The sequence below is a fragment of the Acinetobacter sp. UBA991 genome (genome assembly GCF_002292065.1).
In the GTDB taxonomy this organism is placed as follows: domain Bacteria; phylum Pseudomonadota; class Gammaproteobacteria; order Pseudomonadales; family Moraxellaceae; genus Acinetobacter; species Acinetobacter higginsii.
The window spans coordinates 23,526-47,515 of sequence record NZ_DBBF01000028.1; the positions used below are offsets into that span (position 1 = coordinate 23,526).

At 41.6% G+C, this 23,990-nt stretch carries 24 protein-coding genes; 17 read left to right on the top strand and 7 right to left on the bottom strand.

Annotated features, from left to right (window positions below; genetic code table 11):
• Positions 1–10 precede the first annotated feature (10 nt).
• From B2727_RS13160 to B2727_RS13185, 6 genes are all read left to right on the top strand, one after another.
• Positions 11–256 (top strand): hypothetical protein, encoded by a 246-nt coding sequence (locus tag B2727_RS13160; protein ID WP_005200628.1) that lies wholly within the window; start codon positions 11–13, stop codon positions 254–256.
• Positions 253–1,836, top strand: a complete 1,584-nt coding sequence (locus B2727_RS13165) for a TerC family protein (protein ID WP_005191700.1) — start codon at positions 253–255, stop codon at positions 1,834–1,836. Before B2727_RS13160 ends, B2727_RS13165 begins: the two co-directional genes overlap by 4 nt.
• Positions 1,837–1,916: 80 nt before the next feature.
• Positions 1,917–2,387 (top strand): YchJ family protein, encoded by a 471-nt coding sequence (locus B2727_RS13170; protein ID WP_005191701.1) that lies wholly within the window; start codon positions 1,917–1,919, stop codon positions 2,385–2,387.
• A 52-nt stretch (positions 2,388–2,439) separates the two neighbouring features.
• Complete coding sequence (locus B2727_RS13175) at positions 2,440–3,084, top strand: trimeric intracellular cation channel family protein (RefSeq protein WP_004802075.1); 645 nt, start codon at positions 2,440–2,442, stop codon at positions 3,082–3,084.
• 233 nt (positions 3,085–3,317) lie between these two features.
• The gene (parC, locus tag B2727_RS13180; protein WP_033133909.1) at positions 3,318–5,537 is read left to right on the top strand and encodes a DNA topoisomerase IV subunit A; all 2,220 of its coding nucleotides are present in this window, start codon (positions 3,318–3,320) and stop codon (positions 5,535–5,537) included.
• A gap of 156 nt (positions 5,538–5,693) precedes the next feature.
• Positions 5,694–7,373, top strand: coding sequence for a long-chain-fatty-acid--CoA ligase (locus tag B2727_RS13185; protein WP_005191709.1), 1,680 nt, complete (start codon positions 5,694–5,696; stop codon positions 7,371–7,373).
• A gap of 50 nt (positions 7,374–7,423) precedes the next feature.
• Here B2727_RS13185 and B2727_RS13190 read toward each other — a convergent pair whose 3' ends face one another.
• A complete protein-coding gene (locus tag B2727_RS13190) occupies positions 7,424–7,816 on the bottom strand; it encodes a hypothetical protein (RefSeq protein WP_033133910.1) in 393 nt (130 codons plus the stop codon).
• 150 nt (positions 7,817–7,966) lie between these two features.
• On the opposite strand from B2727_RS13190, the gene B2727_RS13195 reads away from it, so the two are divergent.
• Positions 7,967–8,365: an MAPEG family protein gene (locus B2727_RS13195; protein ID WP_004802081.1), complete on the top strand. Its 399-nt coding sequence runs from the start codon at positions 7,967–7,969 to the stop codon at positions 8,363–8,365.
• A gap of 116 nt (positions 8,366–8,481) precedes the next feature.
• Positions 8,482–9,009 carry an inorganic diphosphatase gene (gene ppa / locus B2727_RS13200; protein WP_004656389.1) on the top strand — a complete coding sequence of 176 codons (528 nt, stop codon included), beginning with the start codon at positions 8,482–8,484 and terminating at the stop codon, positions 9,007–9,009.
• A gap of 99 nt (positions 9,010–9,108) precedes the next feature.
• Here ppa and B2727_RS13205 read toward each other — a convergent pair whose 3' ends face one another.
• Positions 9,109–10,383: an OprD family outer membrane porin gene (locus tag B2727_RS13205; RefSeq protein WP_033133911.1), complete on the bottom strand. Its 1,275-nt coding sequence runs from the start codon at positions 10,381–10,383 to the stop codon at positions 9,109–9,111.
• Positions 10,384–11,123: 740 nt separating this feature from the next.
• On the opposite strand from B2727_RS13205, the gene B2727_RS13210 reads away from it, so the two are divergent.
• On the top strand, positions 11,124–11,894 hold the full coding sequence (locus B2727_RS13210; protein WP_004802085.1) for a TorF family putative porin: 771 nt from the start codon (positions 11,124–11,126) through the stop codon (positions 11,892–11,894).
• A 75-nt stretch (positions 11,895–11,969) separates the two neighbouring features.
• Here B2727_RS13210 and B2727_RS13215 read toward each other — a convergent pair whose 3' ends face one another.
• Positions 11,970–12,734, bottom strand: a complete 765-nt coding sequence (locus tag B2727_RS13215) for a sulfite exporter TauE/SafE family protein (RefSeq protein WP_033133912.1) — start codon at positions 12,732–12,734, stop codon at positions 11,970–11,972.
• 394 nt (positions 12,735–13,128) lie between these two features.
• Here B2727_RS13215 and B2727_RS13220 point away from each other — a divergent pair, with 394 nt between their 5' ends.
• A complete protein-coding gene (locus B2727_RS13220; protein WP_033133913.1) occupies positions 13,129–13,917 on the top strand; it encodes a TorF family putative porin in 789 nt (262 codons plus the stop codon).
• Positions 13,918–13,958: 41 nt separating this feature from the next.
• Here B2727_RS13220 and B2727_RS13225 read toward each other — a convergent pair whose 3' ends face one another.
• On the bottom strand, positions 13,959–15,446 hold the full coding sequence (locus tag B2727_RS13225; RefSeq protein WP_033133937.1) for a YifB family Mg chelatase-like AAA ATPase: 1,488 nt from the start codon (positions 15,444–15,446) through the stop codon (positions 13,959–13,961).
• Positions 15,447–15,515: 69 nt separating this feature from the next.
• Positions 15,516–15,743 (bottom strand): accessory factor UbiK family protein, encoded by a 228-nt coding sequence (locus B2727_RS13230; protein WP_004802123.1) that lies wholly within the window; start codon positions 15,741–15,743, stop codon positions 15,516–15,518.
• A 275-nt stretch (positions 15,744–16,018) separates the two neighbouring features.
• Here B2727_RS13230 and glnK point away from each other — a divergent pair, with 275 nt between their 5' ends.
• The 7 genes from glnK (at position 16,019) to B2727_RS13265 (ending at position 22,877) form a co-directional block, all read left to right on the top strand.
• Complete coding sequence (gene glnK, locus B2727_RS13235; protein ID WP_004656379.1) at positions 16,019–16,357, top strand: P-II family nitrogen regulator; 339 nt, start codon at positions 16,019–16,021, stop codon at positions 16,355–16,357.
• A gap of 67 nt (positions 16,358–16,424) precedes the next feature.
• Complete coding sequence (locus tag B2727_RS13240) at positions 16,425–17,831, top strand: ammonium transporter (protein WP_005200614.1); 1,407 nt, start codon at positions 16,425–16,427, stop codon at positions 17,829–17,831.
• A 125-nt stretch (positions 17,832–17,956) separates the two neighbouring features.
• Complete coding sequence (gene nrdR / locus B2727_RS13245) at positions 17,957–18,421, top strand: transcriptional regulator NrdR (protein WP_004656377.1); 465 nt, start codon at positions 17,957–17,959, stop codon at positions 18,419–18,421.
• 12 nt (positions 18,422–18,433) lie between these two features.
• The gene (gene ribD / locus B2727_RS13250) at positions 18,434–19,534 is read left to right on the top strand and encodes a bifunctional diaminohydroxyphosphoribosylaminopyrimidine deaminase/5-amino-6-(5-phosphoribosylamino)uracil reductase RibD (protein ID WP_033133914.1); all 1,101 of its coding nucleotides are present in this window, start codon (positions 18,434–18,436) and stop codon (positions 19,532–19,534) included.
• On the top strand, positions 19,531–20,823 hold the full coding sequence (locus B2727_RS13255; RefSeq protein ID WP_005200608.1) for a DNA adenine methylase: 1,293 nt from the start codon (positions 19,531–19,533) through the stop codon (positions 20,821–20,823). Before ribD ends, B2727_RS13255 begins: the two co-directional genes overlap by 4 nt.
• 396 nt (positions 20,824–21,219) lie before the next feature.
• Positions 21,220–22,062: an MIP/aquaporin family protein gene (locus B2727_RS13260; RefSeq protein ID WP_033133915.1), complete on the top strand. Its 843-nt coding sequence runs from the start codon at positions 21,220–21,222 to the stop codon at positions 22,060–22,062.
• Positions 22,063–22,217: 155 nt separating this feature from the next.
• A complete protein-coding gene (locus B2727_RS13265; RefSeq protein ID WP_004656373.1) occupies positions 22,218–22,877 on the top strand; it encodes a riboflavin synthase in 660 nt (219 codons plus the stop codon).
• A 43-nt stretch (positions 22,878–22,920) separates the two neighbouring features.
• Here the strand turns inward: B2727_RS13265 and blhA are convergent, their stop codons facing one another.
• Positions 22,921–23,547, bottom strand: coding sequence for a cell division protein BlhA (gene blhA / locus B2727_RS13270; protein WP_004802133.1), 627 nt, complete (start codon positions 23,545–23,547; stop codon positions 22,921–22,923).
• A 35-nt stretch (positions 23,548–23,582) separates the two neighbouring features.
• Positions 23,583–23,990 (bottom strand): DNA polymerase III subunit chi, encoded by a 408-nt coding sequence (locus B2727_RS13275; protein ID WP_005314778.1) that lies wholly within the window; start codon positions 23,988–23,990, stop codon positions 23,583–23,585.

Consider the following 23,990-nt stretch of genomic DNA (forward strand, 5'->3'; position numbering starts at 1 on the left):
TTTACATACAATGGGCTTTTGTCGCGTCTCGAAAGAATTTGAAAACATCCTCAACATAAAAAAAGATGAATTTCACTGCAATCTTGCCTATACTGAAAATCCTTTTATTAATCTTTGTACCTCTATGAGTAGTGGTTGTTGTCGCTCCGCATTGTTCTTATTTCCTAAAAAAAATGTTTTGGCTGTTTATGCCGACCTTTTAAAATCTCAACTTCATAACAATATTGCTGATTTTGCAGAGGAGTCACCTCAATGATTCTGGAATGGATGTCAGATCCAGCTGCTTGGGTTGGCTTAGCCACATTGGTGGTGCTTGAAATTGTATTGGGTATTGATAACCTTGTTTTTATTGCAATTTTGGCAGAAAAATTACCACCAGAACAACGTAATGCTGCGCGTAAAATTGGTTTAATTCTCGCTCTGTTAATGCGTTTGATCTTACTTGCCTCGATCGCATGGGTGGTGACATTAACCACACCGCTGTTTCATATTTTTGACCATCCCTTTTCTGGACGTGACTTAATTCTACTGTTTGGTGGTGTGTTCTTGTTATTTAAAGGCACCATGGAACTGCATGAACGCATTGAAGGCAAGCAGGCACATAAAGAAGAAAATCCGGTGCATGCTGTGTTTTGGATGGTGGTGGTACAGATCGTGGTGCTTGATGCTGTATTCTCGCTCGACAGTGTGATCACTGCAGTGGGAATGGTGAAAGAGCTTTCGGTGATGATGATCGCGGTAACGATTGCGATTGGTATCATGTTGCTGGCTTCACGCCCATTGATGGATTTCGTCAATAAGCATCCAACCGTAGTGATTCTGTGTCTTGGCTTCTTGATGATGATTGGCTTCTCATTGGTGGTTGAAGGCTTTGGTTTCCATATTCCAAAAGGTTATTTATACGCTGCGATTGGTTTCTCGGTGTTGGTGGAAATGGTCAACCAGACTATGCGCCGTAACCAAGAGAAATTGGTGACGACAACAGATTTACGTTATCGCACCGCCTCTGCCGTACTGCGTATGCTGGGCAGCAAAGGCAATGGTAACGAAAGTCAGAACAAAGAAGCAGAAGATGTGTTAGCGACTCAAGCTTATGCCAAAGAAGTCTTTGATGAAGATAATGGCGTATATCACAGTGTTCTAGTTCAAGGGGTATTGGGTTTATCTGAGCGTCCAGTCAAGTCGGTGATGACACCACGTCCAGAGCTAGAGTGGCTAGACTTAGATGATGATCCTGCTGAGTTAAAAGAACGTTTAATGGCAATGACCCATTCGCGTTTGATCATTGCTCGTGGTGAGTTAGACAATATTGAAGGTATTGTTCTCACCCATAAAGTATTGAATGAATATATCGAAACAGGTGCGATTGATTTCAGTAAACACTTACGTGAACCTGTGATTGTGCATGAAAATGCACAAGTCCTGATGGTAATGGAGCAATTACGTCAAGCACCATTACAAATGGCGATTGTCCTGAACGAATATGGTTCGATTGAAGGGATTGCCACACCAATTGATATGTTAGAAGCGATTGCGGGTGAATTCCCTGATGAAGATGAATTGGAAGCAACTGCAGAAAGTCTAGATGATGGTTCGATGTTGTTAGAAGGTTCAACCGACATTCGTCACGTTTCTTTGTTATTGGGCAAAGATTTGGTCGATGAAAGCGAAGAATACTCAACCTTGTCGGGCTATATCTTATTCCATCTTGGTCGTTTACCTGAAAATGGTGACATGATTGAAGTCGATGGCTATCGTTTTGAAGTTGTGACAATGGATGGGCACAAGATTGAAAAAGTGCGCATCCTTCCGAAAGAGAAGACGACCGAGAAATAATTAAGTTTGAGCAAATAGCCTTTGGGTTTGGCCTTGTGGTACAAGGCTTTTCTCAGGGCTTTTTTATTTGAGAATTGGAAATGACATCATCACAAAATTGTCCATGTGGGCAGGGGCAATATGCTGCGTGCTGTCAGCCTTTGCACTTAAAACAGCAAGTTGCTCAAACTGCAGAGCAATTGATGCGCTCGCGTTATAGTGCTTTTGCCTTGCAGCAGATTGACTATATTTTGCAAACGACTGCCTTGGGGCAGCAAAGTGCTTTAGATCGGGCAGCGATTGCCGACTGGAGTCAATCGAACCAATGGCTCAAATTGGAAGTAGTGCAGCATCAACCCAAGCTGGACAAAACGCATGCGCTGGTTGAGTTTAAGGCACATTATCATGATGGCACGCAAGCGCATATTCATCATGAAATTTCACATTTTGTATTGCATCAACAGCAGTGGTATTTCCTTGACCCGACTCTGGACATGCAAATCACCATGAAACAACCCTGCATTTGTGGCTCGGGGAAAAAATTTAAGCAATGTTGTGCGCAATTCATCTAAGTTTGTCTTAGAATAGCGCACACTTTTACGCCTGATTTAGGGATGTAGGCAGATGTTACTCACCGTAATTTATATTATTGCCATTACTGCGGAAGCGATGACTGGTGCTTTGTCAGCGGGCCGACGTAGTATGGACTGGTTTGGTGTGGTGCTGATTGCCTGTGTCACGGCCTTAGGCGGTGGTTCGGTACGTGATGTGCTGTTAGGACATTATCCTTTAACCTGGGTCAAGCATCCTGAATATTTGGTGCTGACCTGTATTGCTGCCTTTGTCACCATTATTATTGCCAAGTGGATGCGCCATTTGCGTAATATCTTCTTGGTACTGGATGCCTTGGGTTTAATCGGCTTTACCATTATTGGTTGCCAGATTGCGTTATCGATGGGGCATGGCTTTGTGGTGTCTGCGGTCGCTGGGGTATTAACTGGAGTATCAGGTGGTATTCTGCGTGATATTCTGTGTAATGACGTACCGTTGGTGTTCCGTCGTGAGCTCTATGCCAGTATTTCCTTTGTCGCTGTGATTTGTTATTGGGTGTGCTTGGAAGTCGGTTTGCCACACGATCTTACCGTGATTTTCACTTTGGTTTTTGGTTTCACTTTACGTTTGATTGCGATCTATTTTGGTTTGGAAATGCCGAAATTTATTTATAAAGAAGATGATGCGGAATCTGCGTCCTCAACCGATGAGCATTGATATTTCTAAGTTCAAAGAAAAATATATTACAAAAGCAAAATATTGTCTTGAATAGCGGCTTTATGCCGCTTGTCAGCTTATAAATCATGAAGAATGTTTAAGTTTTGAGGCCTTGTAATCATCCTAAGACACCATTTGACGTTTAAACAACAACAAGGGCTTGTCACAACGCCTGCATCCACATAGCATACAAAACATTGACGATAATAAATGATTTTGGATGACTCGCTGAAATGACCAGCCTTGCACATCATGCAACAGAAAACCGTTCCGTAGCCGAATTCACTGAGCAGGCTTACTTGAACTATGCCATGTACGTGATTATGGATCGTGCATTGCCCCATATCAGTGATGGTTTAAAGCCTGTACAGCGCCGTATTGTCTATGCGATGAGCGAGCTCGGCTTAAAGTCGACAGGCAAACCGAAAAAATCGGCACGTACCGTGGGTGACGTACTCGGTAAATACCATCCGCATGGTGACTCCGCCTGTTATGAAGCGATGGTGTTGATGGCACAGCCATTTAGCTATCGTTACCCACTGGTTGAGGGTCAGGGCAACTGGGGTTCACCTGATGATCCAAAATCATTTGCGGCCATGCGTTATACCGAAGCTAAACTTTCGGCTTATAGTGAATTATTACTGAGCGAACTTGGGCAAGGCACTAGCGAATGGCAGGACAACTTTGATGGTTCGATGAAAGAGCCAATCACGCTACCTGCACGTGTGCCGAATATCTTGCTGAACGGTACCACGGGGATTGCGGTGGGGATGGCAACCGATATCCCGCCACATAACTTGCGTGAAGTGGTGAAAGGCACGATTGCGTTGATTCGTAATCCTGAAACCACCGATGAAAAATTAGCAGAATATATTCCTGCACCAGATTTACCGACCAAAGCTGAAATTATTACTCCACCTGAAGAATTACTGAAAATTCAAACCACAGGTCGTGGTAGTTATCGTGTTCGAGCAGTGTATACGGTCGAAAAAAATGAAATCGTGATTAGCGAATTGCCTTATCAGGTTTCTGGTTCAAAAGTTGTGACTCAAATTGCCGATCAAATGATTGCCAAGAAGTTGCCACTGGTTGCCGATATTCGAGATGAGTCTGATCATCGCAATCCAACCCGTTTGGTGATCGTGCTGCGTTCTAATCGTGTCGATGCAGAAACGGTGATGAGTCACTTATTTGCGACGACAGATTTAGAATCAAGCTATCGTGTCAATCTGAACATGATTGGGGCGGATGGTCGTCCACAGGTGAAATCGATTCGCCGAATCTTGTTAGAGTGGATTGAGATCCGTAAGCAAACCGTGACCCGTCGTTTGCAATATCATTTAACTAAAATTGAAAAGCGTTTACATATTTTGGCAGGTCTTTTAATTGCCTACTTAGATATTGATACCGTGATTCGGATTATTCGTGAAGAAGACCAGCCAAAACCTGTATTAATGCAGCATTTTGGTATTGATGAGATTCAAGCTGAAGCGATTTTAGAACTCAAGCTTCGCCATTTAGCCAAGCTTGAAGAAATGGAAATTCGCCGTGAGCAAGAAGAACTGGAAGCCAAGGCCGCCATTATTCGTGAGCAATTGGCAAATCCAGAATCATTGAAAAATCTTATTATCAGTGAGCTAAAAGAAGACGCGAAAAAATTTGGTGATGATCGCCGTTCACCAATCGTTGCCCGTGCAGATGCGGTACAGATCAAAGAACAAGATTTAATGCCAGCGGAAGCGGTGACCGTGGTGTTGTCAGAAGCTGGATGGGTCCGCGCTGCCAAAGGTGCAGAAGTGGATGCTGCTAATCTTAACTTCCGAGCGGGGGACCAGTATTTAAGTCATGCTGTGGGTAAAACCAATCAGCGGGTGTACTTCTTGGATGAAACAGGGCGTAGTTATGCCTTGCCAATTAGCAGCTTACCGTCGGCGCGTGGCTTAGGAGAGCCGCTCAGTTCTAAACTGTCTCCAGCCAGTGGGGTTTCATTTATTCAAGTCTTTATTGAGGACGATAATAGTGAATTACTTGCGGTCAGTTCTAAAGGTTATGGTTTTAAAACCCAAGCTGCGCAATTGGATACCAATGCCAAAGCGGGTAAGGCATTCTTGACGGTTGCAGATAAGGGAACGGCTTTACCATTGCTGCCAATTCAGCAAGCAACTCATGTTGCGATCCTCAGTTCATCAGGGCGTTTACTGATTATTGATTTAGCAGAACTTCCTGTTCTGAATAAAGGTAAAGGTAACAAGTTGATACAACTTGATGAAAAAGAGCAAATTTTATCCATGACAACCCTGAGTTTAGATGAAATAATCCAAGTCGCTGCAGGACAACAGCATCTAAAACTGAAAGGGGACGATCTCCAAAAATATCTAGGAAAAAGAGCAACAAAGGGGCAACTTTTACCACGCGGATATCAAAAAGCAAATAGACTCTTCATTCAGAGATAAGGCTAGTATTCTGTGATACAAATACGTTATATATGACAATGTATTCATATTGTTTGAATAGATTGACAGGGCAATTCAAAAAGTTAAAAAAAATGTTTTGTCATGGACGTAACGTTGTTACATTTTTAAGGATTACCACTCGGAGATAATGGCATTATGGAAAAGATTTGGTTTGCTGAATACCAAAAGACAGGAATTCCAGAAACAGTTGAACTGCCTGCTGAAAACACCTCACTTGTTGATATTTTTGAACGCAATTTCCAAAAATTTGGTTCACGTGATGCCTTTATCTTCATGGATAAAGTTTTAACGTTTAATGAATTAGAAGTCGCTAGCCGTAAATTCGCTGCTTATTTACAGAGCTTAGGTTTAGCGAAAGGATCACGTGTTGCGGTCATGATGCCGAACGTTTTCCAATACCCAGTGGTTGCTTTAGGTGTATTCCGTGCAGGTTTAGTGCTTGTAAACGTGAATCCATTGTACACAGCACGTGAACTTGAGCATCAATTGAATGACTCTGGTGCTGAAGTGTTGGTAATCATTGAAAACTTTGCCAGCGTTTATCAAAGCATTATTGGTAAAACACCTGTGAAGCATGTTGTGGTGGCTTCTGTGGGTGACATGTTGGGTACATTGAAAGGTACCTTGGTCAACTTTGTTTTACGTAAAGTGCGTAAACAAATTCCAGCATGGAATATCCCTGGGCATACCAAATTCAATGCTGCATTAAGCAAAGCCAATCCAAGCAACTACAAGCGTCCAAGCTTAACCTTAAGTGATACTGCGGTACTCCAATACACGGGTGGTACAACAGGTGTTTCTAAAGGTGCTGAATTGACGCATCGTAATCTTGTTGCAAACTTACTTCAGTGTGAAGCAATTTTCTCAAGCAAGTTTGGTGCTTCTGACAGCGCGAAAGGTGATCGCATTGTTTGTGCATTGCCGCTATATCATATCTTTGCGTTCATGGTATGCGCGCTTTACGGTATGTACAAAGGCCAAGCGAATATCTTGATTCCAAATCCACGTGACTTGCCAGCAGTGGTTGGTGAATTACGTAAATACCAGCCATCATTCTTCCCAGCAGTAAACACATTGTTTAATGCTTTAGTGAACAATGAAGAGTTCAAACAACTTGACCATAGCAATCTTAAGATGGCGATGGGTGGTGGTATGGCGGTGTTGCCATCGACTGCTGCGGCATGGAAAAAAATCACAGGTACAACCATTATTGAAGGTTATGGTTTGTCTGAAACCTCACCTGTTGCAACTGCGAACCCACCTGCAACAACTGAATTCAGTGGCACGATTGGTATTCCATTGCCATTAACAGAAGTTGCAATTTTGGATGATGACGGTAAAGAAGTTGCACTGGGTGAACAAGGTGAAATTTCAATTCGCGGCCCTCAAGTCATGAAAGGCTATTGGAACCGTGCAGATGAAACTGCCAAAGTGATGACTGCTGACAATTTCTTCCGTACGGGTGATATCGGTGTGATGGATTCACGTGGTTATGTGAAGATTGTTGACCGTAAGAAAGACATGATCTTGGTCTCTGGTTTTAACGTTTATCCAAGTGAAATTGAAGAAGTGATTGCGAAGCATCCAAAAGTATTGGAAGTGGCTGCGATTGGTGTTCCAGATGAAAAATCAGGTGAAGTGCCAAAATTATTTATCGTGAAAAAAGATCCTTCTTTAACCACTGAAGAAATCATTGCTTATGCAAAACAAAACCTAACAGGTTATAAGTGCCCACGTTATGTTGAGTTTATGGAAGAATTACCGAAATCAAACGTAGGTAAAATCTTACGTAAAGACTTACGTAAACCAGCTTAAGAATAAAGCTAAAAAAAGCGCCGCAATTGCGGCGTTTTTTTTATTTGGGTTTATTTAGTATGATTTGATTTCATGAGCCAACGATCGATATACGGTCGTCCAATACCGACAATGCCGACAAAAACCACCATGGTCGCGAGCTGGAAACGTAAACGGGTGGGATCAATACCATTAAAGCTAAAATAATTATCAGCAATAGCATACAGCACAATCACTGCTAACCAGTGCCACAGGGTCAAACGGTAAATGCCAACCGCATAAAAGGCAACTGTTAGAATGACAAATGTGCCCAAGGTGGACTGCCAATTTAGATTGGCACAAATCACACTGAGTAGAAATGCCATGATTGGGAGCACAACTTTCAACACACGATCAACCAAGAGTTGATGTTGTCGTTGCTGTGCCAAAACATCAAACATTTCTTTTTGATCTTGCTGCTGCATAGTTTGACCTTAAAACTGTATGAAAAAACACAACTTTTACACAAAAACGTGGTGTAAAAGAAACGCTTGTAGAACAAGCATAAATGAAAGTTCAATAAATTATAGATTATGATAGCATGATCAGAAGAACTTCAAATGATGGATCTCAGCATGCAAGGTATTAGCGGCATTATATTGATGATTATAGTCGCATGTTTGTTGCCGTATGTGTTTACCTTGATTGCAAAATCGAAAGGTGGTTTTCAAGCAAAAGATAATCAAAACCCGCGTGAGTTTTTAGCCAAAACCACTGGCTTGTCTGCACGCGCCAATGCCGTGCAACAGAATAGCTTTGAAAGTTTACCTTTGTTTATTGCTGCGATTTTGATGGCAGAATATATGGTCGTGCCAGAACGCTTTATTCTTACGCTGGGCTGGGCTTATATCGTATTCCGTGTGATTTATGGCATCTGTTATCTAGCCAATTTGGCAACTTTGCGTTCAATTATTTGGTTTTTCTCTCTGCTTTGTCCAATTTTACTGTTCGTGATTACCATCAAAATGACTTAAGCGCTGCTGGATAGAAAATTCTCCAGCTGTTTGCATATCTAGCATCATTTTCATTGTATTCACGTTATAATCTGTCCGATTTACATCTGACTTCACAATATTAAACGAGTGTTGATATGAGTTATAGCAATATTCCTGCGGGTAAAGACGCACCTAATGACATCTATGTCATCATTGAAATTCCTGCAAATGCAGCGCCAATCAAATATGAAATCGATAAAGATTCAGATGCGTTATTTGTAGACCGTTTCATGGGTACAGCAATGTTCTACCCAGCAAACTACGGTTATGTACCAAATACTTTGTCTGAAGATGGTGACCCATTAGACGTACTTGTTGTAACTCCACATCCTGTTGCTGCGGGTTCTGTGATTCGTTGTCGCCCAGTCGGTAAATTGAAAATGGAAGATGACGGTGGTATCGACGCAAAACTCATCGCTGTTCCACACGAAAAATTATCTCCACTGTATAAAGATGTTCAAGAATATACGGATCTTCCACCGTTATTGATCAGCCAAGTTGAGCACTTCTTTGCTCACTACAAAGATTTAGAGCCTGGTAAGTGGGTAAAAATCAGTGGCTGGGAAGGTGCGGATGTTGCGAAAGCAGAAGTACTTAAAGCGATTGAAGCGGCTAAAAAGTAACTTTGAAATGCTGAGCCAAGCTTGGAATTTTTAAAGCTTGGTCATAAAAAAACTCCATTCATTTGAATGGAGTTTTTTTATTGCTTGATCAACTGTGAATTAGAATAATTTCACAGGGATATCAAGCCAGATACGCCATTCGTTGGTATCACCAATGTAGGCATTTGTTTGGTAGTCATCACTCGCACGGTAGTATGAGTGACGTAAGCGTAAGCTTGCATCTTTGGCAAAACCAGATTGAACGGTGTATTTCACTTGGTTAAAGAACTCACGTTCTTTGGCATTGTCAGTCAGGTTCTTAACTTTAATGTCCCAACCGTAAACATATGCAGTGGTCCAGCTTAAACCAGGAACACCATAACCACCAAAGTCTACGTTATATTGAAGTTGTGCAGATTTTTCACTGTTACCAATGAAGTCAGACAAGTAAGAGTTTGGCAAATAGATACTTTGTGCACCATCAGCATTCTCACCATAGTCATAACCAGTATTGCCATTGTTTTGTTGGTAAGCCAACATCACGCTGTGAGGACCAGTGTTATAGGTTGTAGAAAGTGCCCAAATGGTGTTTTTACGATTAGACAAATCATCTGTCGTACTTGAGTAAGTGCTCGCTTTTTCATCCCACTTGGTGTGATATGCGCTCAAATCGTAAGTCAAACCACTGTTTTTATCTAACGCTTGTTTGTAGTTCACATTGATATAATGACGATCCAACTTATCTTTGCTGTCTAAGCCAAAGTAAGCGGCATTTAAGTTGTCATCAAATTTGTATTTTGCGCCCCAAACCACAGCACTATCAAGCTTTCGGCCATCGCGATTGATTTGATCAGAGTACTGATCCTTGGTGAATTTACCTGCCGTTAATTCTAAGCCATTAATTTCACGGCTGGTTGCCAAAACACCTTCAAAGTATTCAGGAACCAAACGCGTGGTATTACTTGCCAAGACAGGTAGATCTAAAATTTGTGTACCGTAAGTGACCGTAGTATTCGAGATACGGGCTTTAACAAAACCGCCACCACGTGCCCAGTGATCATAAGCCGAACCATCTGGACGTTTCGGAATCATACCGTTACCAGAATTGTTGTTTGAGCCTAATTTAAAAGAGCCATCACCGATCACACCAGCACCAAAACCGACTAAACCTTGAGTAAAACCGGTTTCCAGTTTCACCATTGCCGTTTGAGCATATGAGCTTGTGTCTTTGACACCATTCTTTTTGTCACGATTTAAATAACCAGTACGGAATAAAATATCCCCTTTGGCATCTTCAACAAGTCCTTTTGCTTCGCTTTGTTCGCTTGCATATGTTGAGGTAATTAACGCGGCATTAATCAAAACCGCTAAAGTAAGTTTATTTGCCTTTGGCATAGCTCGCCTCATTAAAAAAAATAAATTTGGGATAGAACCGAAATTTTGACCAATTGTATAAGTTATGCATAAAAAAGATAGATTTTTATTAAAATAATTTAATTAATATTAAATAAAATACTTATATAATTTTATGATTTGTTTCTCGTTTAAAAAACCGTCAAATTAAATTTAAGGTAATGATTTTTATGTTTAATTTAATTTAATTTGGTTGTAAAATAAGCTGTATGTTTTTTGATTTATTTTTATAAAAATATGTGATTTATTGCATTATTTTTTCTTTCTATTTAATGAGTTATTTTTTCTTTGTTTAAAAAATAAGCGTATCGGTTTGCAAAAAATACCATCCCGACGAATGACAGTGACTCATCAATCCAAAAGTTACAGATGTTCAGGCGAATTTAAGTTTTTTGCCGATGCACTTTTATGGAACACTGCCTGCTTTTTCTACACAATGCTTATCTTTTAAACGCTTTGTTGCTTTTTTACTTTGCAGATATGCCTCTTTTTTGTGCAATAAATAGTCTTTATTTTAGTTACGCTTCTAAATAGTTCAAAAAAATAGATCTGATTTTGATAAAGATCAATTCCAAGGCACAGATGACAAAAGCTCAGCACTTTTATGGGACAAAATCGAGATTTAATGCAGTTTTTATAGAGTTGGCACAGCAATTGCTAATTACTTTTCGATGCAATTTAAAACATAAATCAGTCGAATATCCATCATGGGGGAGATCAATATGATGAAATTTGCATGTAAAGCAATCGCGTTGAGTATTTGTGCAGTGACTTCGACTTTTGCTATGGCGGAAGAAACAAATACATTATCTCAATACGGCCTTAGCTTTTCTGGAACCGCTGCTTTAACGACAGATTATCGTTATCGTGGTATTACTCAAACTGAAAGTGATCCTGCGGTGCAAGGTGGTTTTACATTGACACATTCATCTGGTTTATATGCAGGTGTGTGGGGTTCGAATGTTAATTTTGGCGCTCCAGATCCACATTTGGAGTTAGATCCATATGTGGGCTATGCGACTGAACTTCCATTTGCGGGTAAACCGACTTTAGATGTGGGTTTATGGTATTACGGCTATCCAAGTGCATCTGATCTGAACTGGTTAGAATTATATGCAAAATTAGGCTTTAAAAATGTCTTGGCATCTGGCGACAGCTTATTGGGTAGTTTGAACTATACCAATGATTTTGCAGGTACAGATGAGAATGGTTGGTATGTAAATGCGACTTATAATGTTCCTTTCGCTGATACCGGCTTCGGTGGTGTTGCAAGCATTGGCTATACCAAAGTAGATCTTGATGAAGCTTTTGGTCAAAAAGATGCTAAAGATAATTATGTAGACTGGAAAGCAGGTGTGACTTATAGCGTTAAATCAGTATCGGGTTTAACGGCTGAACTCGCAGCGGTAGGGACTAATATCGATGCACAGACTCAACCTTATAAACGTGGCGTTGAGACAGGCGCTGTGTTTACATTGACCAAAGCATTCTAAGTTTCTTTAAGTAAATAAAAAGCTAGCACTGTTGCTGGCTTTTTATTGATTTGAGCATTGAGATATTAAGCCTGATTAAAATATAGATAGACCCATTCTGATAATCAGGAAGACCAAAAGAATAAGAAAAAATAATCTGATAAATTGACTGCCATAGCGTAGCGCTAAAAAAACACCCACTAAAGAACCCATAATATTACAGACGGCGATCGTTAATCCGATTGCCCACAAGACATGACCTGTAGGGATGAAAAATAAAAGTGCTGCGCTAAATGTCCCAAGGTTAACAACTTTTGCCGATGCTGAAGCATTGAGGAAATCAAAACCGAAAACTTTGACAAACAGAAAGAGTAGAAAACTTCCGCTACCAGGCCCAAAAACACCATCATAGAAGCCAATCAATCCGCCAAAAAGGATTCCGAGCAAGATTTCTTTATGTCCGCATTTGAGATAAGTACTTCGTGCACCTAAATCCTTCTTCAAAAATGTATAGACAGCCATCATGATGAGTACCAAGAAAATGACATACGTCATCAATTGCTTGGGAATATAGGCAGTGGTCATCGCCCCAATAAATGCAAATATAAATGCTGCCAGCATTGTGGGAAGCAGAAGCTTCCACACAAAATTGATTTTATGAATAAATTTAAAAATAGAAGATGCCGTTCCAGCCCAAACAGCTAACTTATTTGTACCAAAAACGGTCGCAATACTGTGTTGTGGCAAAGCATGTAATAAGGCAGGTATTTGTACTAAACCACCACCGCCAACTGCTGCATCAATCAGACCGCCACAGAAAGCAAAGAACCCTAAAGTCAGTAGGACGGTTTCATCAATCATCATATCAGCCAGTCTGAGAATTTTTTATATTGTTCGCACTATTGAAGGAACAGCATGCGAATCTTGTTAGATCATTATTAAACATCGTTTCTTTTGAACTTGCTGTTTTTTTATGCTGCTCAGTAACTAAGGTTTTGAATGAATATAAATTATTTACTTGGCTAAAAAGGTGCTTTTTATGCGCTATGAAGGATTGGAATCGCTCATTTCAGTTGCATGATTAGAAATATGTTGCTTTAAAACCGAGAAAATATTGAGTTAATTTTCATTAGCATTTGATTTTACTTGTCTTTTTTTTATTTTTGTGATTTGGCACAGCAATTGCTAATTAGCTTGTGATGCAATTTAAAGCTTAAAAATCAATTGAGTATCTAAAATATAGGGGGAGACCAATATGATGAAATTTGCATGCAAGGCTGCTGTACTGGGAATGATGGCTACAGTATCAACTTTGAGCTTGGCTGAGGAAACAAAACTGCCATTTCCAGGGACGATCACAGGTAATGTGAATGTGGTATCGAGTTACAATTTACGTGGTATGACCAACTCACCAGAAAGTGATACACCCGCAGTGCAAGGGGGGCTGGATTATACACATGACAGTGGTTTTTATTTGGGTTATTGGTTTTCGACTTTAACGGCTGCCTATGCTGATTTTAATACTTCGCCTACTGATGTGAAGGAAGAGAAAAAATCCTTCGAAAACGATTTTTACGCGGGCTATAAAGGCAAAATTACCGAGGATCTTGGTTATCAAATTGGGGGAACGGTTTATTACTATTATCCGGGTTGGGAATCGACAGGTTATGAAACCATCTTGGGTTTGAGCTATAAAGATTTCAGCATTACCGCGCAGACTTTATTGAATAATGTGACTTTCGGGAACAAAGGGGATACCTATTTCTTGGCGACCTATGCGCCAAAACTTGCAGGTGGATTTACAGGTAAAGCGCAAGTCGCAGCCTATTATTATGGTGATGACGACGAGTATCTGGCTTATCAAGCCAAAGCTGGCGATGTAACTAAAACGGATTTTGCTTTCCGTCATGCAACACTGGGTTTATCACATCCTTTGGGCAATACCGGCGCAACGTGGAGTCTGGATTATATTTTTGGCGGCTATACCCGTGATGAAACCAAACAAAAGAATAAAGTGGTATTAGCTTTAGGTTATGCCTTCTAATTGAGTCTGATCCATAAAAAAGCGACCTCAAGGTCGCTTTTTTAGCTTTGCTGACCGCGGTAGGACAAGGCTTCAGTGATATGGCCACTACTGATGAATTCACTTTCTGCTAGATCTGCAATGGTTCGAGCCACTCTTAACACCCGATGATAGGCACGAGCAGAAAGGTTGAGCCGCTGTTGTGCCATTTCAATAATTTTTATTGAGCTGTCATCTAATAAGGCATGCTGTTCCAATAATTTTGGAGAGAGCGCTTGATTTAAACAATGTTGTCTTTGGATCTGTTTTTCATAAGCATTGATGACGCGCTGTCGTACCGTGTCAGAGTTTTCGGTTGGGGTACGATCCTGTAATTCTTGTGCCTGTAAAGGTGGAACATCAATATGTAAATCAATCCGATCTAATAGCGGGCCTGAAATTCGATTTTGATAGCGTTGGATACTATCCAGAGAACATTGGCAACGACTATCCTGATTAAAGGCATAACCACATGGGCAGGGGTTCATTGCTGCAATAAATTGAAAATTTGCAGGAAAAGTCATTTGCCTTGCTGCACGAGAAATCACAATTTCTTTGGACTCTAGCGGTTGACGCAAGACTTCGAGGACTTTGCGGTCAAATTCGGGTAATTCATCCAGAAATAATACACCCAAATGTGCCAAGGTAATTTCACCAGGTTTGGGTTGTGAGCCACCACCGACCAAGGCAATCGCAGATGCAGTATGGTGTGGTGCGCGAAAGGGCCGTTGTCCAAAGCTATGTTGTGCATTGGCAACTGAATAAATACTGGCGACCTCTAAATTTTCCTGTGCATTGAGTGGCGGTAAAATGGAAGGAAGGCGAGAGGCGAGTAAGGTTTTACCTGTACCAGGAGGACCTTTAAATAAGAGCGAATGCCCACCAGCTGCTGCAATCTCTAAGGCACGACGTGGTCGTAATTGTCCTTTAACATCTGCGAGGTCGAGTTGATAAGAGGTTAAACCATGAATTGATCTTTGTGGTGCAGCCGTAATTCGAGAATTGCCCGAAAAATGTGCACATACATCCTGTAGGTGATTGGCCGCATATACCTCAAAATTGGGGAGTTGGTTGGCCTCTTCTAAATTGCCATTAGGCAGTAACAGACGGTGCTGCGCTTGTTGGCAGGCCATCGCGATGGTCAATGCGCCTGAAATCGGGCGTAAATGTCCATCTAATGCCAGTTCACCAATAAATTCAAAGCCTTCAGTGCTATTTTCTGGTAATTGTCCTGAAGCAATCAAGATACCAAGAGCAATGGGTAAATCAAGTCTAGAACCATCTTTAGGGAGATCTGCTGGGGCTAAATTGATGGTTAAGCGCTTGGTTGGAAACTGAAAACCGCTATTAATAATGGCTGAGCGGACACGATCTTTACTTTCACGTACTGCAGCTTCAGGTAGACCTACAATTGTGAGTGAAGGCAAGCCTGAACTGATATGAACTTCAACTTCAATTTGTGGGGCGTGTAGACCTAATAAGCCTCTCGTATAAATTTTTGCAAAAGACATCTTATTATTGTTCCATTGTGGTGCTTTATTTTTAATCATTTTTCGGTGCTATTCGCACCGAATTGGTGCTTATTTTTTATTCTGAACGATTTCTTCAAGTATTTTCATTTGCTGTTGCAGCTCAGTGAGGCGTTGATTGGCCGTATTGAGAGCAGTTCGTTGGCGATCAAGCTCTTGTTTAGAGACAAGGTCTAACTTTTCGATGCTTTCACTGAGTAACGCACGTAAGTTTTTTTCTAGGTCTTTTTTAGGTTGGTCAACTTGTTGCAAAATTGCCTGTAAAAGAGTCTCAATCATAAAGTGCTCAATAGGTTATGTATATTTGCTGCTCAGTGTATCACTGCTGGCTATATTCCTCTAGCACACTTCGGGACAGAAGGATGAGTGACTGGTTGATTTCATTCAATATAGCGAAATGAAACTTATTTTCGATGCACTATCTACATCTTCAAGCCTAAATAGGTTATAAAGAAAGCTTGTGCTCAATATTTAAAAAACCCCAACCTTTAAATATTGGCATGAAAATTGAACATAAAACCTTACTGGTGAAAATAAGCCGAAGGAAAACAAACATGAAGCTTGTAACTGCAATTGTAAAACCATTTAAATTAGATGATGTGCGTGAAGCACTCTCTGAGATTGGTGTTCAAGGGATTACCGTAACTGAAGTCAAAGGTTTCGGACGTCAAAAAGGTCATACAGAACTGTATCGTGGTGCAGAGTATGTGGTTGATTTCTTACCGAAAGTGAAGATTGAAATTGCAATTAGTGATGAAATGGTGGACGCAGTCATTGAATCAATCACTCGTGTCGCAAGCACAGGCAAAATTGGTGACGGCAAAATTTTTGTCACGAATTTAGAGCAAGTAATCCGTATCCGTACGGGTGAAACTGGGCCAGATGCTGTCTAAATTGGCACAAACTTTGCTGAGTTAGAAATAAGAGAAATAGCTCACAAAATAAGGTTGGGGGACACGAATGAAAAAAATGCTTATGGCGCTCAGTCTATCTGGCGCACTCTTAGGTGGTTCAGCGGTGGTTTGGGCAGAAGATGCTGCATCAACACCAGTAACTGAACAAACTGTAGCCGTTGCTGATACGGGTGCTGCAACAACTGAAATCGTTGCAGTTGAAGCTCCAGCTCCTGAAGAGGCTGCTCCTGCTGCTGTAGCAACAGTGGATACGGGTGATACAGCTTGGGTTCTTGTTTCAACAGCATTGGTTCTGTTGATGACTATTCCTGGTTTGGCTCTGTTCTATGGTGGTATGGTGCGTAAGAAAAACGTACTCAGCACCATGATGTTCAGCCTTTCTGCGGCGATCTTAGTGAGTTTAATCTGGGTAATTGCCGGTTACTCATTGGCTTTCTCTGGTTCAGGAGCTTATGTGGGCGACTTGGGCAAGGCGATGCTGAATGGCGTTGCATTTGATGCCTTAAGTGGAACAATTCCTGAAAGCTTATTTGTTATTTTCCAAATGACGTTTGCGATCATCACTGTTGCGATTATCAGTGGTTCGATTGCTGATCGTATGAAATATTCAGCATTTATGGCATTTATCGCAGTATGGGTAATTTTGGTTTATGCACCAATCACTCACTGGGTATGGGCGGCTGATGGCTGGTTATTCAAAGCAGGCGCATTAGATTTTGCTGGTGGTACGGTTGTTCATATTAACGCAGGTGTTGCAGGTTTGGTTGCAGCATACATGTTAGGGAAACGTACAGGCCTTGGCCGTGAATCGATGGCACCACATAACCTGACTTTAACTGTGATCGGTGCAAGCTTGATTTGGGTGGGTTGGTTCGGCTTTAACGGTGGTAGTGCTTTAGGTGCGGGTGCGCGTGCAAGTATGGCGATTCTTGTAACTCAAGTCGCTGCTGCCGCTGCTGCATTCTCATGGCTCATTGTTGAACGTCTTGTTCGTGGTAAAGCATCAGTTCTTGGTGGTGCATCAGGTGCGGTTGCTGGTTTAGTGGTGATTACGCCTGCTGCTGGTTTCGTTGGTGTAGGTGGCGCATTAATCATGGGCTTAATTGGTGGTGTGGTGTGCTTCTGGGGGATTACTGCACTGAAACGCCTGCTTAAAGCGGATGATGCTCTAGATGCGTTCGGTTTACATGCTGTGGGTGGTATCGTTGGTGCGATTCTTACAGGTGTGTTCTACAGTGATGAAATCATCAAAGCGGCAAATGTTGCACTTGCACCGACCTTTATCGGTCAATTGTGGGTACAAATTGAAGGTGTGTTAGCAACAATCGCTTATAGCGCAATTGTGACCTTCATTATCCTGAAAGTGATTGATTTGGTGATTGGTATCCGTGTCAGCGCTGATGATGAACGTATGGGCCTTGACCTTAGCCAACATGGCGAACGTATCGAATAATTTGTACAACATGCGTTTTAAAAAACAGCCCCATCGGGCTGTTTTTTTATGGGTTTAGACGACTAGTTCTGCAATTGAAGAAACTTTGCTACACTTAAGCAAAGTGAGTAAATAATCGCGCAACTATGCATTGTCCATTTTGTAACGCTGCTGATAGTAAAGTCATAGACTCCCGTTTGGCTGCCGAAGGCTGCCAGATTCGTCGTCGTCGTGAGTGTGTCATTTGTGGGGAGCGTTTTACCACCTTTGAAAGTTATGATGTGGTCATGCCTCGCGTGATCAAATCAGACGGTAAAAATGAACCTTTTGATGAGGCCAAACTACGCCGTTCTTTAATGCATGCCTTACAAAAACGTCCTGTCACTCAGGAACAAATTGAAACAGTACTCAGTGATATTCAATCGCAGATTCGCCGCCTAGGCGAACGGGATGTCAAATCTAGAACTATTGGTGAAATCGTGATGCAGGCATTATTTGCTTTGGATCATGTTGCCTATGTTCGATTTGCTTCTGTGTACCAAGATTTCCAAGATGTAGAAGCATTTCGCCATCAAATTGAGCAAATGCAACAACGTGAAAATGAAGCTTAAATTCGAGAGATCATGTCTGAGTTAACCCAAGATCATTTATCTGAACATCAGCACTGGATGCAACAAGCCATTGCCTTAGCTCGACATGGTCAATATTCGACGAAGCCGAATCCTAATGTCGGTTGTGCCATTGTCAAAGACGGTCAACTGATTGGGGAAGGCTATCACCCTAAAGCTGGTCAGCCGCATGCGGAAGTATTTGCATTACGTCAAGCAGCTGAGAATGCCAAAGATGCAATTGCATATGTCACTTTAGAACCTTGTGCACATTACGGTCGAACACCGCCTTGTGCGGAGGCTTTGGTCAAAGCTCAAGTGAAAAAAGTCGTCATTGCCTGTTCTGATCCAAATCCACTGGTCGCAGGTAAAGGCGTTAAGATTTTACAAGATGCTGGCATTGAGGTTGAAACGGGAATTTGTACGGAAAGTGCAAAAACGCTCAACTTGGGTTTTTTGAAGGCTATGTCAACTGGCCTGCCTTATGTACGTTTAAAGATAGCATCAAGTCTGGATGGCCGTACTGCGATGGCTTCGGGTGAATCAAAGTGGATTACTGGCACAGCAGCTCGACAAGACGTACAACATTGGCGGGCAATTTCGGGTGCGGTGATTACTGGTATTCAAACGGTTTTAGCTGATGATTGCGAACTGAATGTGCGTGCATTAGAAGGCGTTGATCTGACAAAAGTGGTGCAACCAAAACGGATTGTTTTAGATCGACAAGGGCAATTACCACTTTCTGCAAAAATTTTACAGCAATCTGAAACGGTGATGGTGATGACACCATTTCGTCAAGAACTTGCTGATTTAGGCGTGATACAATTGCCACCGCAACCTTTAAACCAGTTATTGCAGACTTTGTCTCAACAATATCAAATTTATGATGTTTTGGTTGAGGCAGGTGCGACTTTATCAACGGCCTTTTTACAACAAGGATTGGTTGATGAAATGATTAGTTATGTTGCACCAACTTTACTTGGTCAATCTGCTCGGGCTATGTTTAATGCTGAATTTAGCAAAATGGCAGAGCAGCTCCGTTTTGAGTTGGTCGATGTAACCCAACTTGGGCAAGACATTCGCCTAAGATTGCTCCCTATCCAAGAGATGATATGAATCCAGAACCATCGGTTTATCACAAACGTCGTCATGCTGCCCGTACGACTGACGAATATCTTTTTCATCAGTTAGTGCCTTATCTCGGTAATAAGCGTCGACTGCTTCACCTCATTTTAGAAGCACTTGAGATTACAGGTACATTGAATAGCAAGAAAAAGAATCCACCGATTTTTGCTGATTTCTTTGCGGGGAGTGGGGTTGTTTCGCGGTTAGCCCGCCAGAATGGTTATCGCGTGATTGCCAATGACTGGGAACCGTATAGTCATGCCTTGAACAATGCCATTTTAGCTTGTGTTGATGCACCTGCTTTTAAAGAGTTAGGTGGCTATCAGAAAGCCATTGATTATCTGAATCGCTTACCTGAGGTCAAAGGCTGGGTCACGCATAATTTATGTCCACGTAATGATGATGTGTATGATCCTGCCCGTGATCGTTTGTTCTTCAAACGCCGTAACGGTATGCGGATCGATGCGATTCGTCAGCAGATTGCAACGTGGCAAGCGCAAGGTGCAATTAATGATGTAGAGATGAGTGCTTTATTGGCACCGCTACTGTATTCCGCAAGTTTCGTCAGTAATACCAGTGGTGTCTTTAAAAGTTTCCATCAGGGCTGGGGCGGACGTACCCAAACTGCCTTGGAGCGGATTGAATCTTTATTGTGGCTGACACCAAGTCGCTTCTGTGAGATTGGTGATCCTAAGCGTCCTGCTGCTGAAATGTGGTGTGTGGATGCACAGCATCTGGCCAATCAAATGAGTAGTTTTGAGGTTGATGTCGCCTATCTTGATCCACCCTATAATCAGCATGCCTATAGCAGTAACTATCATGTTCTGAATGCACTGACTTTATGGGATCAAGTTGACTTGCCATCCCCAGACACCAAAGGTTTTAAAAGTGGTATTGATCGAGCTTGGCGTAAAGAACGTCCAAGTCCTTATAACTCTTCTAAATATGCCAAAGAGGCCTATGAAAAGTTATTGGAAACGATTAATGCACGTTATATTTTGACCAGTTATTCGACTGATGGAAATATTGAGCCGAAGGACTTACTGACTGCCAATTTGAAGCGCGGTAAAGTGACCTTATTGACCCAAGATGTTCCACGTTATCGGGTCAGTAAACAACGCCAGTCTGAACGTGCTCGCGTTCTTGAGTTTATTGTGATCACAGACACCCATGCCAAGTCTGGACCACCATTACGGCAGCTCTTGGGGCAGTTGTACCATTTCGCTGAATTGGGTGGTGTAGATACCACGGGTAACAGTACCCAATTGGCACTTTGGTAAAAGAAAAAAGACACCACTTTGGCAACAAAGTGGTGTTTTTGTATCCAGTATTCGTTGAGTATCGGTTAATTAGATTGTTGTGATCGATTTGTAAGATAAGCCTATGTTTTTATAGTAAATATCTACCAATTTCGAGTTGGTTTATATGTGCATAGTCATGCTTTTAAGTTGAATGATAGAAAATAATAATTAAAAAATAATGATGTAAAACAAATGAATAGAACTATTTATTCTTCTGTTTTTATCGTCATGTTCACTTAATATAAAGCTGGAAATACTTTAACCAATCGTTCAAATTTTTACCAAATGATATTGACCATATCTAAAAATAACTATAGTTTGCCGAGCTTAATTTAGGGTCTTGCCTATTTGCAGCGATGACCAAGAGAGGTTGTTATGAGTCGCTCGGAACCCACCTTATTGGGGCAATGTGTAGCTGAATTTTTTGCTACCGCAATTTTTTTATCATTTGGTATTGGTGTGGTGGCTGCACTTAAGCTTGCGGGAGCGAGTTTAGGCTTGTGGGAAATTAGTATTGTATGGGGTTTGGCTGTTGCATTGGCAGTGTATTTGTCTGCTGGCATTTCTGGGGCACATCTTAATCCCGCAGTGACCATCGCGTTGGCACTGTTTGCTGGTTTTGAAAAACGTAAAGTGCCTTTCTATATCATTTCACAAGTTGCTGGTGCTGCTGTAGGTGCGCTTCTGGTTTATGGTCTGTATAGCAACTTATTTGTGGATTATGAGCAAACGCATCATATGGTACGGGGCAGTGTTGAAAGTTTAGAATTGGCGGGAATTTTCTCAACCTATCCACATCATCTGCTCTCGCTTGGTCAGGCCTTTATGGTGGAAATGTTTATCACCATGTTATTGCTTTGGCTGATTATGGCGATTGGTGATGATAGCAATGGTTTACCGCGTGGTGCTTTGGCACCGATCTTAGTCGGTTTATTGGTTGCCGTGATTGGTGCATCTTTTGGCCCATTGACTGGCTTTGCTATGAATCCTGCCCGTGATTTTGGCCCGAAAATTGTGGCTTATTTCTCTGGCTGGGGACCTGTTGCATTTACCGGTGGACGCGATATTCCATATTTCATCGTCCCGATTATTGCACCAATCGTAGGGGCTTGTTTGGGCGTACTTGGTTATAAGCTGTTTTTTGGTCATTTTTTAGTCAACAATCCTGTTGTAGTAAAAGAAAAAGAAATTGCTGAAAAGCAAGTGTCTGAAATGTAATAAAGACCAGATCAAGAATCTGAAGGGCAGTCAACGGATTGCCCTTTTTATTTGCCTGTATTTGGACTGTACATGCCTTGTTATCTCTAGTTCTTTGCTTTAAGGTATCTTCTTTACAGTGGTACATACTGCAATAAAGATAGGTTGAAACTCCCATGTTTACAGGCATTATTGAAAGTTTAGGTAAGGTTGAGAGCCTACAGAGTGTAGGTGGCGACGTTCGTTTGCGTATTCAAACTGATTTGGATATGTCTGATGTACATTTGGGGGATTCAATTGCCACCAATGGGATCTGCCTGACTGTGATTGAATGGGGTGAAAACTGGTATGCAGCTGATGTTTCGCGAGAGAGTTTAAACCGTACCACATTAGGCCAATGGAAAGTCGGTCAAGCCGTCAACGTTGAGAAAGCAATGCTGCCAACCACACGTTTTGGTGGGCATATTGTCAGTGGACATGTGGATGGTTTAGGTGAAATTACCTTAGTGCGACATGATGCACGTTCACTGTATTTTGAAGTGACAGCGCCTGTTGAGTTAGCTAAATATTTAGCTGAAAAAGGTTCAGTTACTGTCGATGGGATCAGTCTGACCATTAACCATTTACGCGGCAATATTTTAAGTCTGAATTTAATTCCACATACTGCGGAACGTACCAATATCGGCACTTGGCAGGTCGGTAGCAAAGTCAACTTGGAAGTGGATGTCTTGGCACGCTACATTGAGCGTTTATTGCTAGGTGATAAGGCTGCGGAACAGAAAACTGAATCGAATATCAGTATGGCTTTTTTAGCTGAAAACGGTTTTTTAAAATAAAAGATGAAGTATAAAAAAGCCCAGTTCAAACTGGGCTTTTTTATTATTTTTCGTCTGAAAATTCACTATTTTTCAAGATATAGTCAATTTCATCTTGCGCGAGGGCATGTAACTTGGCGCGGAATACAGTTACCGCTTGCTCAATTAAACCTTCGGCTTCTAATTCAAGTCGTACACGAACACTTTCTAACTCTGACAGAATTTGCTGATCATCGATCACAACACGTTGAGCCTTTGAATAATCGATACTTGGCTGTTCAGGATTACTTTGATAGCGTTCAGTTTGCTGTGCAATTTCCTGATCAATATGACCACGTAAGGCAAGCAGGTTTTCAGTCTGTTGTTCAAATTGACGGGCTTCATCGGCTTGCAGTTGTGCGGCATAGGCGGCTTCAGCTGCACGCTTCTCTTCTAAAGCCTTTTCCAAAGCCAGTTGTTTACGAATACGTGCTTGTTCAATCAATTCCGCTTTTAAGTCGGCATAGGCTTGATCAATGCGCTGCTGAGAAAGTTGCTGCGCATTTTCCTCATGTTGTGTCCATGTCTGAGTCAGTGTTTGTGGTAACAGTAGATCACAAATACGTGCTAAATCATCCTGATAGGTCTGACGGACAGCCTCAGGTGCATTTAACCAACGTTTTTTAAAGTCCTGACCTACATTTAATGCCACAAGACACTCCTCAAATGATGCTGTTTATTGCCGATTTATAATTTAAATGTTCGAGGTTCAATACCTAAACGACGATACATTTTAAATTTTTCCCGCCCGATCTGTTTTGCCGTTTCATTATTTTCAATAATTTCGATAATGTGGCGAAAATCTTGAGTTTGTTCAAGTGCATGATTGTTAAAATTAAACACGATCCAATCATTCGACGGGGGTAATTCCGCTGAAATACACACAGGACTATGCGGCTGATCAATGCCATGTGGAATAAAGCTGAGTGGATCAAAGTTCCAAAGTTTCTCATCTAACTCCGTTTGCTGCCCTGAATCAGCGCAATACCACCAGATGTGTGGATGCTGATTCAGAATCTTACGGCATAAACGGCAAGCACTTTCGACTTGCCGTTCTTTACTATTTTCAAATAGATAAAAGCTGATTTGTGGCAT

What these genes read in the sequence shown, in the direction of transcription:
- B2727_RS13210 (WP_004802085.1), top strand. Translation starts at nt 11,124, where the DNA reads ATGATGAAATTTGCATGTAAAGCAATCGCGTTGAGTATTTGTGCAGTG.
- B2727_RS13260 (WP_033133915.1), top strand. Translation starts at nt 21,220, where the DNA reads ATGAGTCGCTCGGAACCCACCTTATTGGGGCAATGTGTAGCTGAATTT.
- B2727_RS13240 (WP_005200614.1), top strand. Translation starts at nt 16,425, where the DNA reads ATGAAAAAAATGCTTATGGCGCTCAGTCTATCTGGCGCACTCTTAGGT.
- B2727_RS13230 (WP_004802123.1), bottom strand. Translation starts at nt 15,743, where the DNA reads ATGATTGAGACTCTTTTACAGGCAATTTTGCAACAAGTTGACCAACCT.
- ribD (WP_033133914.1), top strand. Translation starts at nt 18,434, where the DNA reads ATGTCTGAGTTAACCCAAGATCATTTATCTGAACATCAGCACTGGATG.
- B2727_RS13170 (WP_005191701.1), top strand. Translation starts at nt 1,917, where the DNA reads ATGACATCATCACAAAATTGTCCATGTGGGCAGGGGCAATATGCTGCG.
- B2727_RS13165 (WP_005191700.1), top strand. Translation starts at nt 253, where the DNA reads ATGATTCTGGAATGGATGTCAGATCCAGCTGCTTGGGTTGGCTTAGCC.
- nrdR (WP_004656377.1), top strand. Translation starts at nt 17,957, where the DNA reads ATGCATTGTCCATTTTGTAACGCTGCTGATAGTAAAGTCATAGACTCC.
- B2727_RS13215 (WP_033133912.1), bottom strand. Translation starts at nt 12,734, where the DNA reads ATGATTGATGAAACCGTCCTACTGACTTTAGGGTTCTTTGCTTTCTGT.
- B2727_RS13175 (WP_004802075.1), top strand. Translation starts at nt 2,440, where the DNA reads ATGTTACTCACCGTAATTTATATTATTGCCATTACTGCGGAAGCGATG.
- B2727_RS13255 (WP_005200608.1), top strand. Translation starts at nt 19,531, where the DNA reads ATGAATCCAGAACCATCGGTTTATCACAAACGTCGTCATGCTGCCCGT.
- glnK (WP_004656379.1), top strand. Translation starts at nt 16,019, where the DNA reads ATGAAGCTTGTAACTGCAATTGTAAAACCATTTAAATTAGATGATGTG.
- ppa (WP_004656389.1), top strand. Translation starts at nt 8,482, where the DNA reads ATGAGTTATAGCAATATTCCTGCGGGTAAAGACGCACCTAATGACATC.
- B2727_RS13160 (WP_005200628.1), top strand. Translation starts at nt 11, where the DNA reads ATGGGCTTTTGTCGCGTCTCGAAAGAATTTGAAAACATCCTCAACATA.
- B2727_RS13275 (WP_005314778.1), bottom strand. Translation starts at nt 23,990, where the DNA reads ATGCCACAAATCAGCTTTTATCTATTTGAAAATAGTAAAGAACGGCAA.
- B2727_RS13205 (WP_033133911.1), bottom strand. Translation starts at nt 10,383, where the DNA reads ATGCCAAAGGCAAATAAACTTACTTTAGCGGTTTTGATTAATGCCGCG.
- B2727_RS13220 (WP_033133913.1), top strand. Translation starts at nt 13,129, where the DNA reads ATGATGAAATTTGCATGCAAGGCTGCTGTACTGGGAATGATGGCTACA.
- B2727_RS13185 (WP_005191709.1), top strand. Translation starts at nt 5,694, where the DNA reads ATGGAAAAGATTTGGTTTGCTGAATACCAAAAGACAGGAATTCCAGAA.
- B2727_RS13225 (WP_033133937.1), bottom strand. Translation starts at nt 15,446, where the DNA reads ATGTCTTTTGCAAAAATTTATACGAGAGGCTTATTAGGTCTACACGCC.
- B2727_RS13195 (WP_004802081.1), top strand. Translation starts at nt 7,967, where the DNA reads ATGCAAGGTATTAGCGGCATTATATTGATGATTATAGTCGCATGTTTG.
- parC (WP_033133909.1), top strand. Translation starts at nt 3,318, where the DNA reads ATGACCAGCCTTGCACATCATGCAACAGAAAACCGTTCCGTAGCCGAA.
- B2727_RS13190 (WP_033133910.1), bottom strand. Translation starts at nt 7,816, where the DNA reads ATGCAGCAGCAAGATCAAAAAGAAATGTTTGATGTTTTGGCACAGCAA.
- B2727_RS13265 (WP_004656373.1), top strand. Translation starts at nt 22,218, where the DNA reads ATGTTTACAGGCATTATTGAAAGTTTAGGTAAGGTTGAGAGCCTACAG.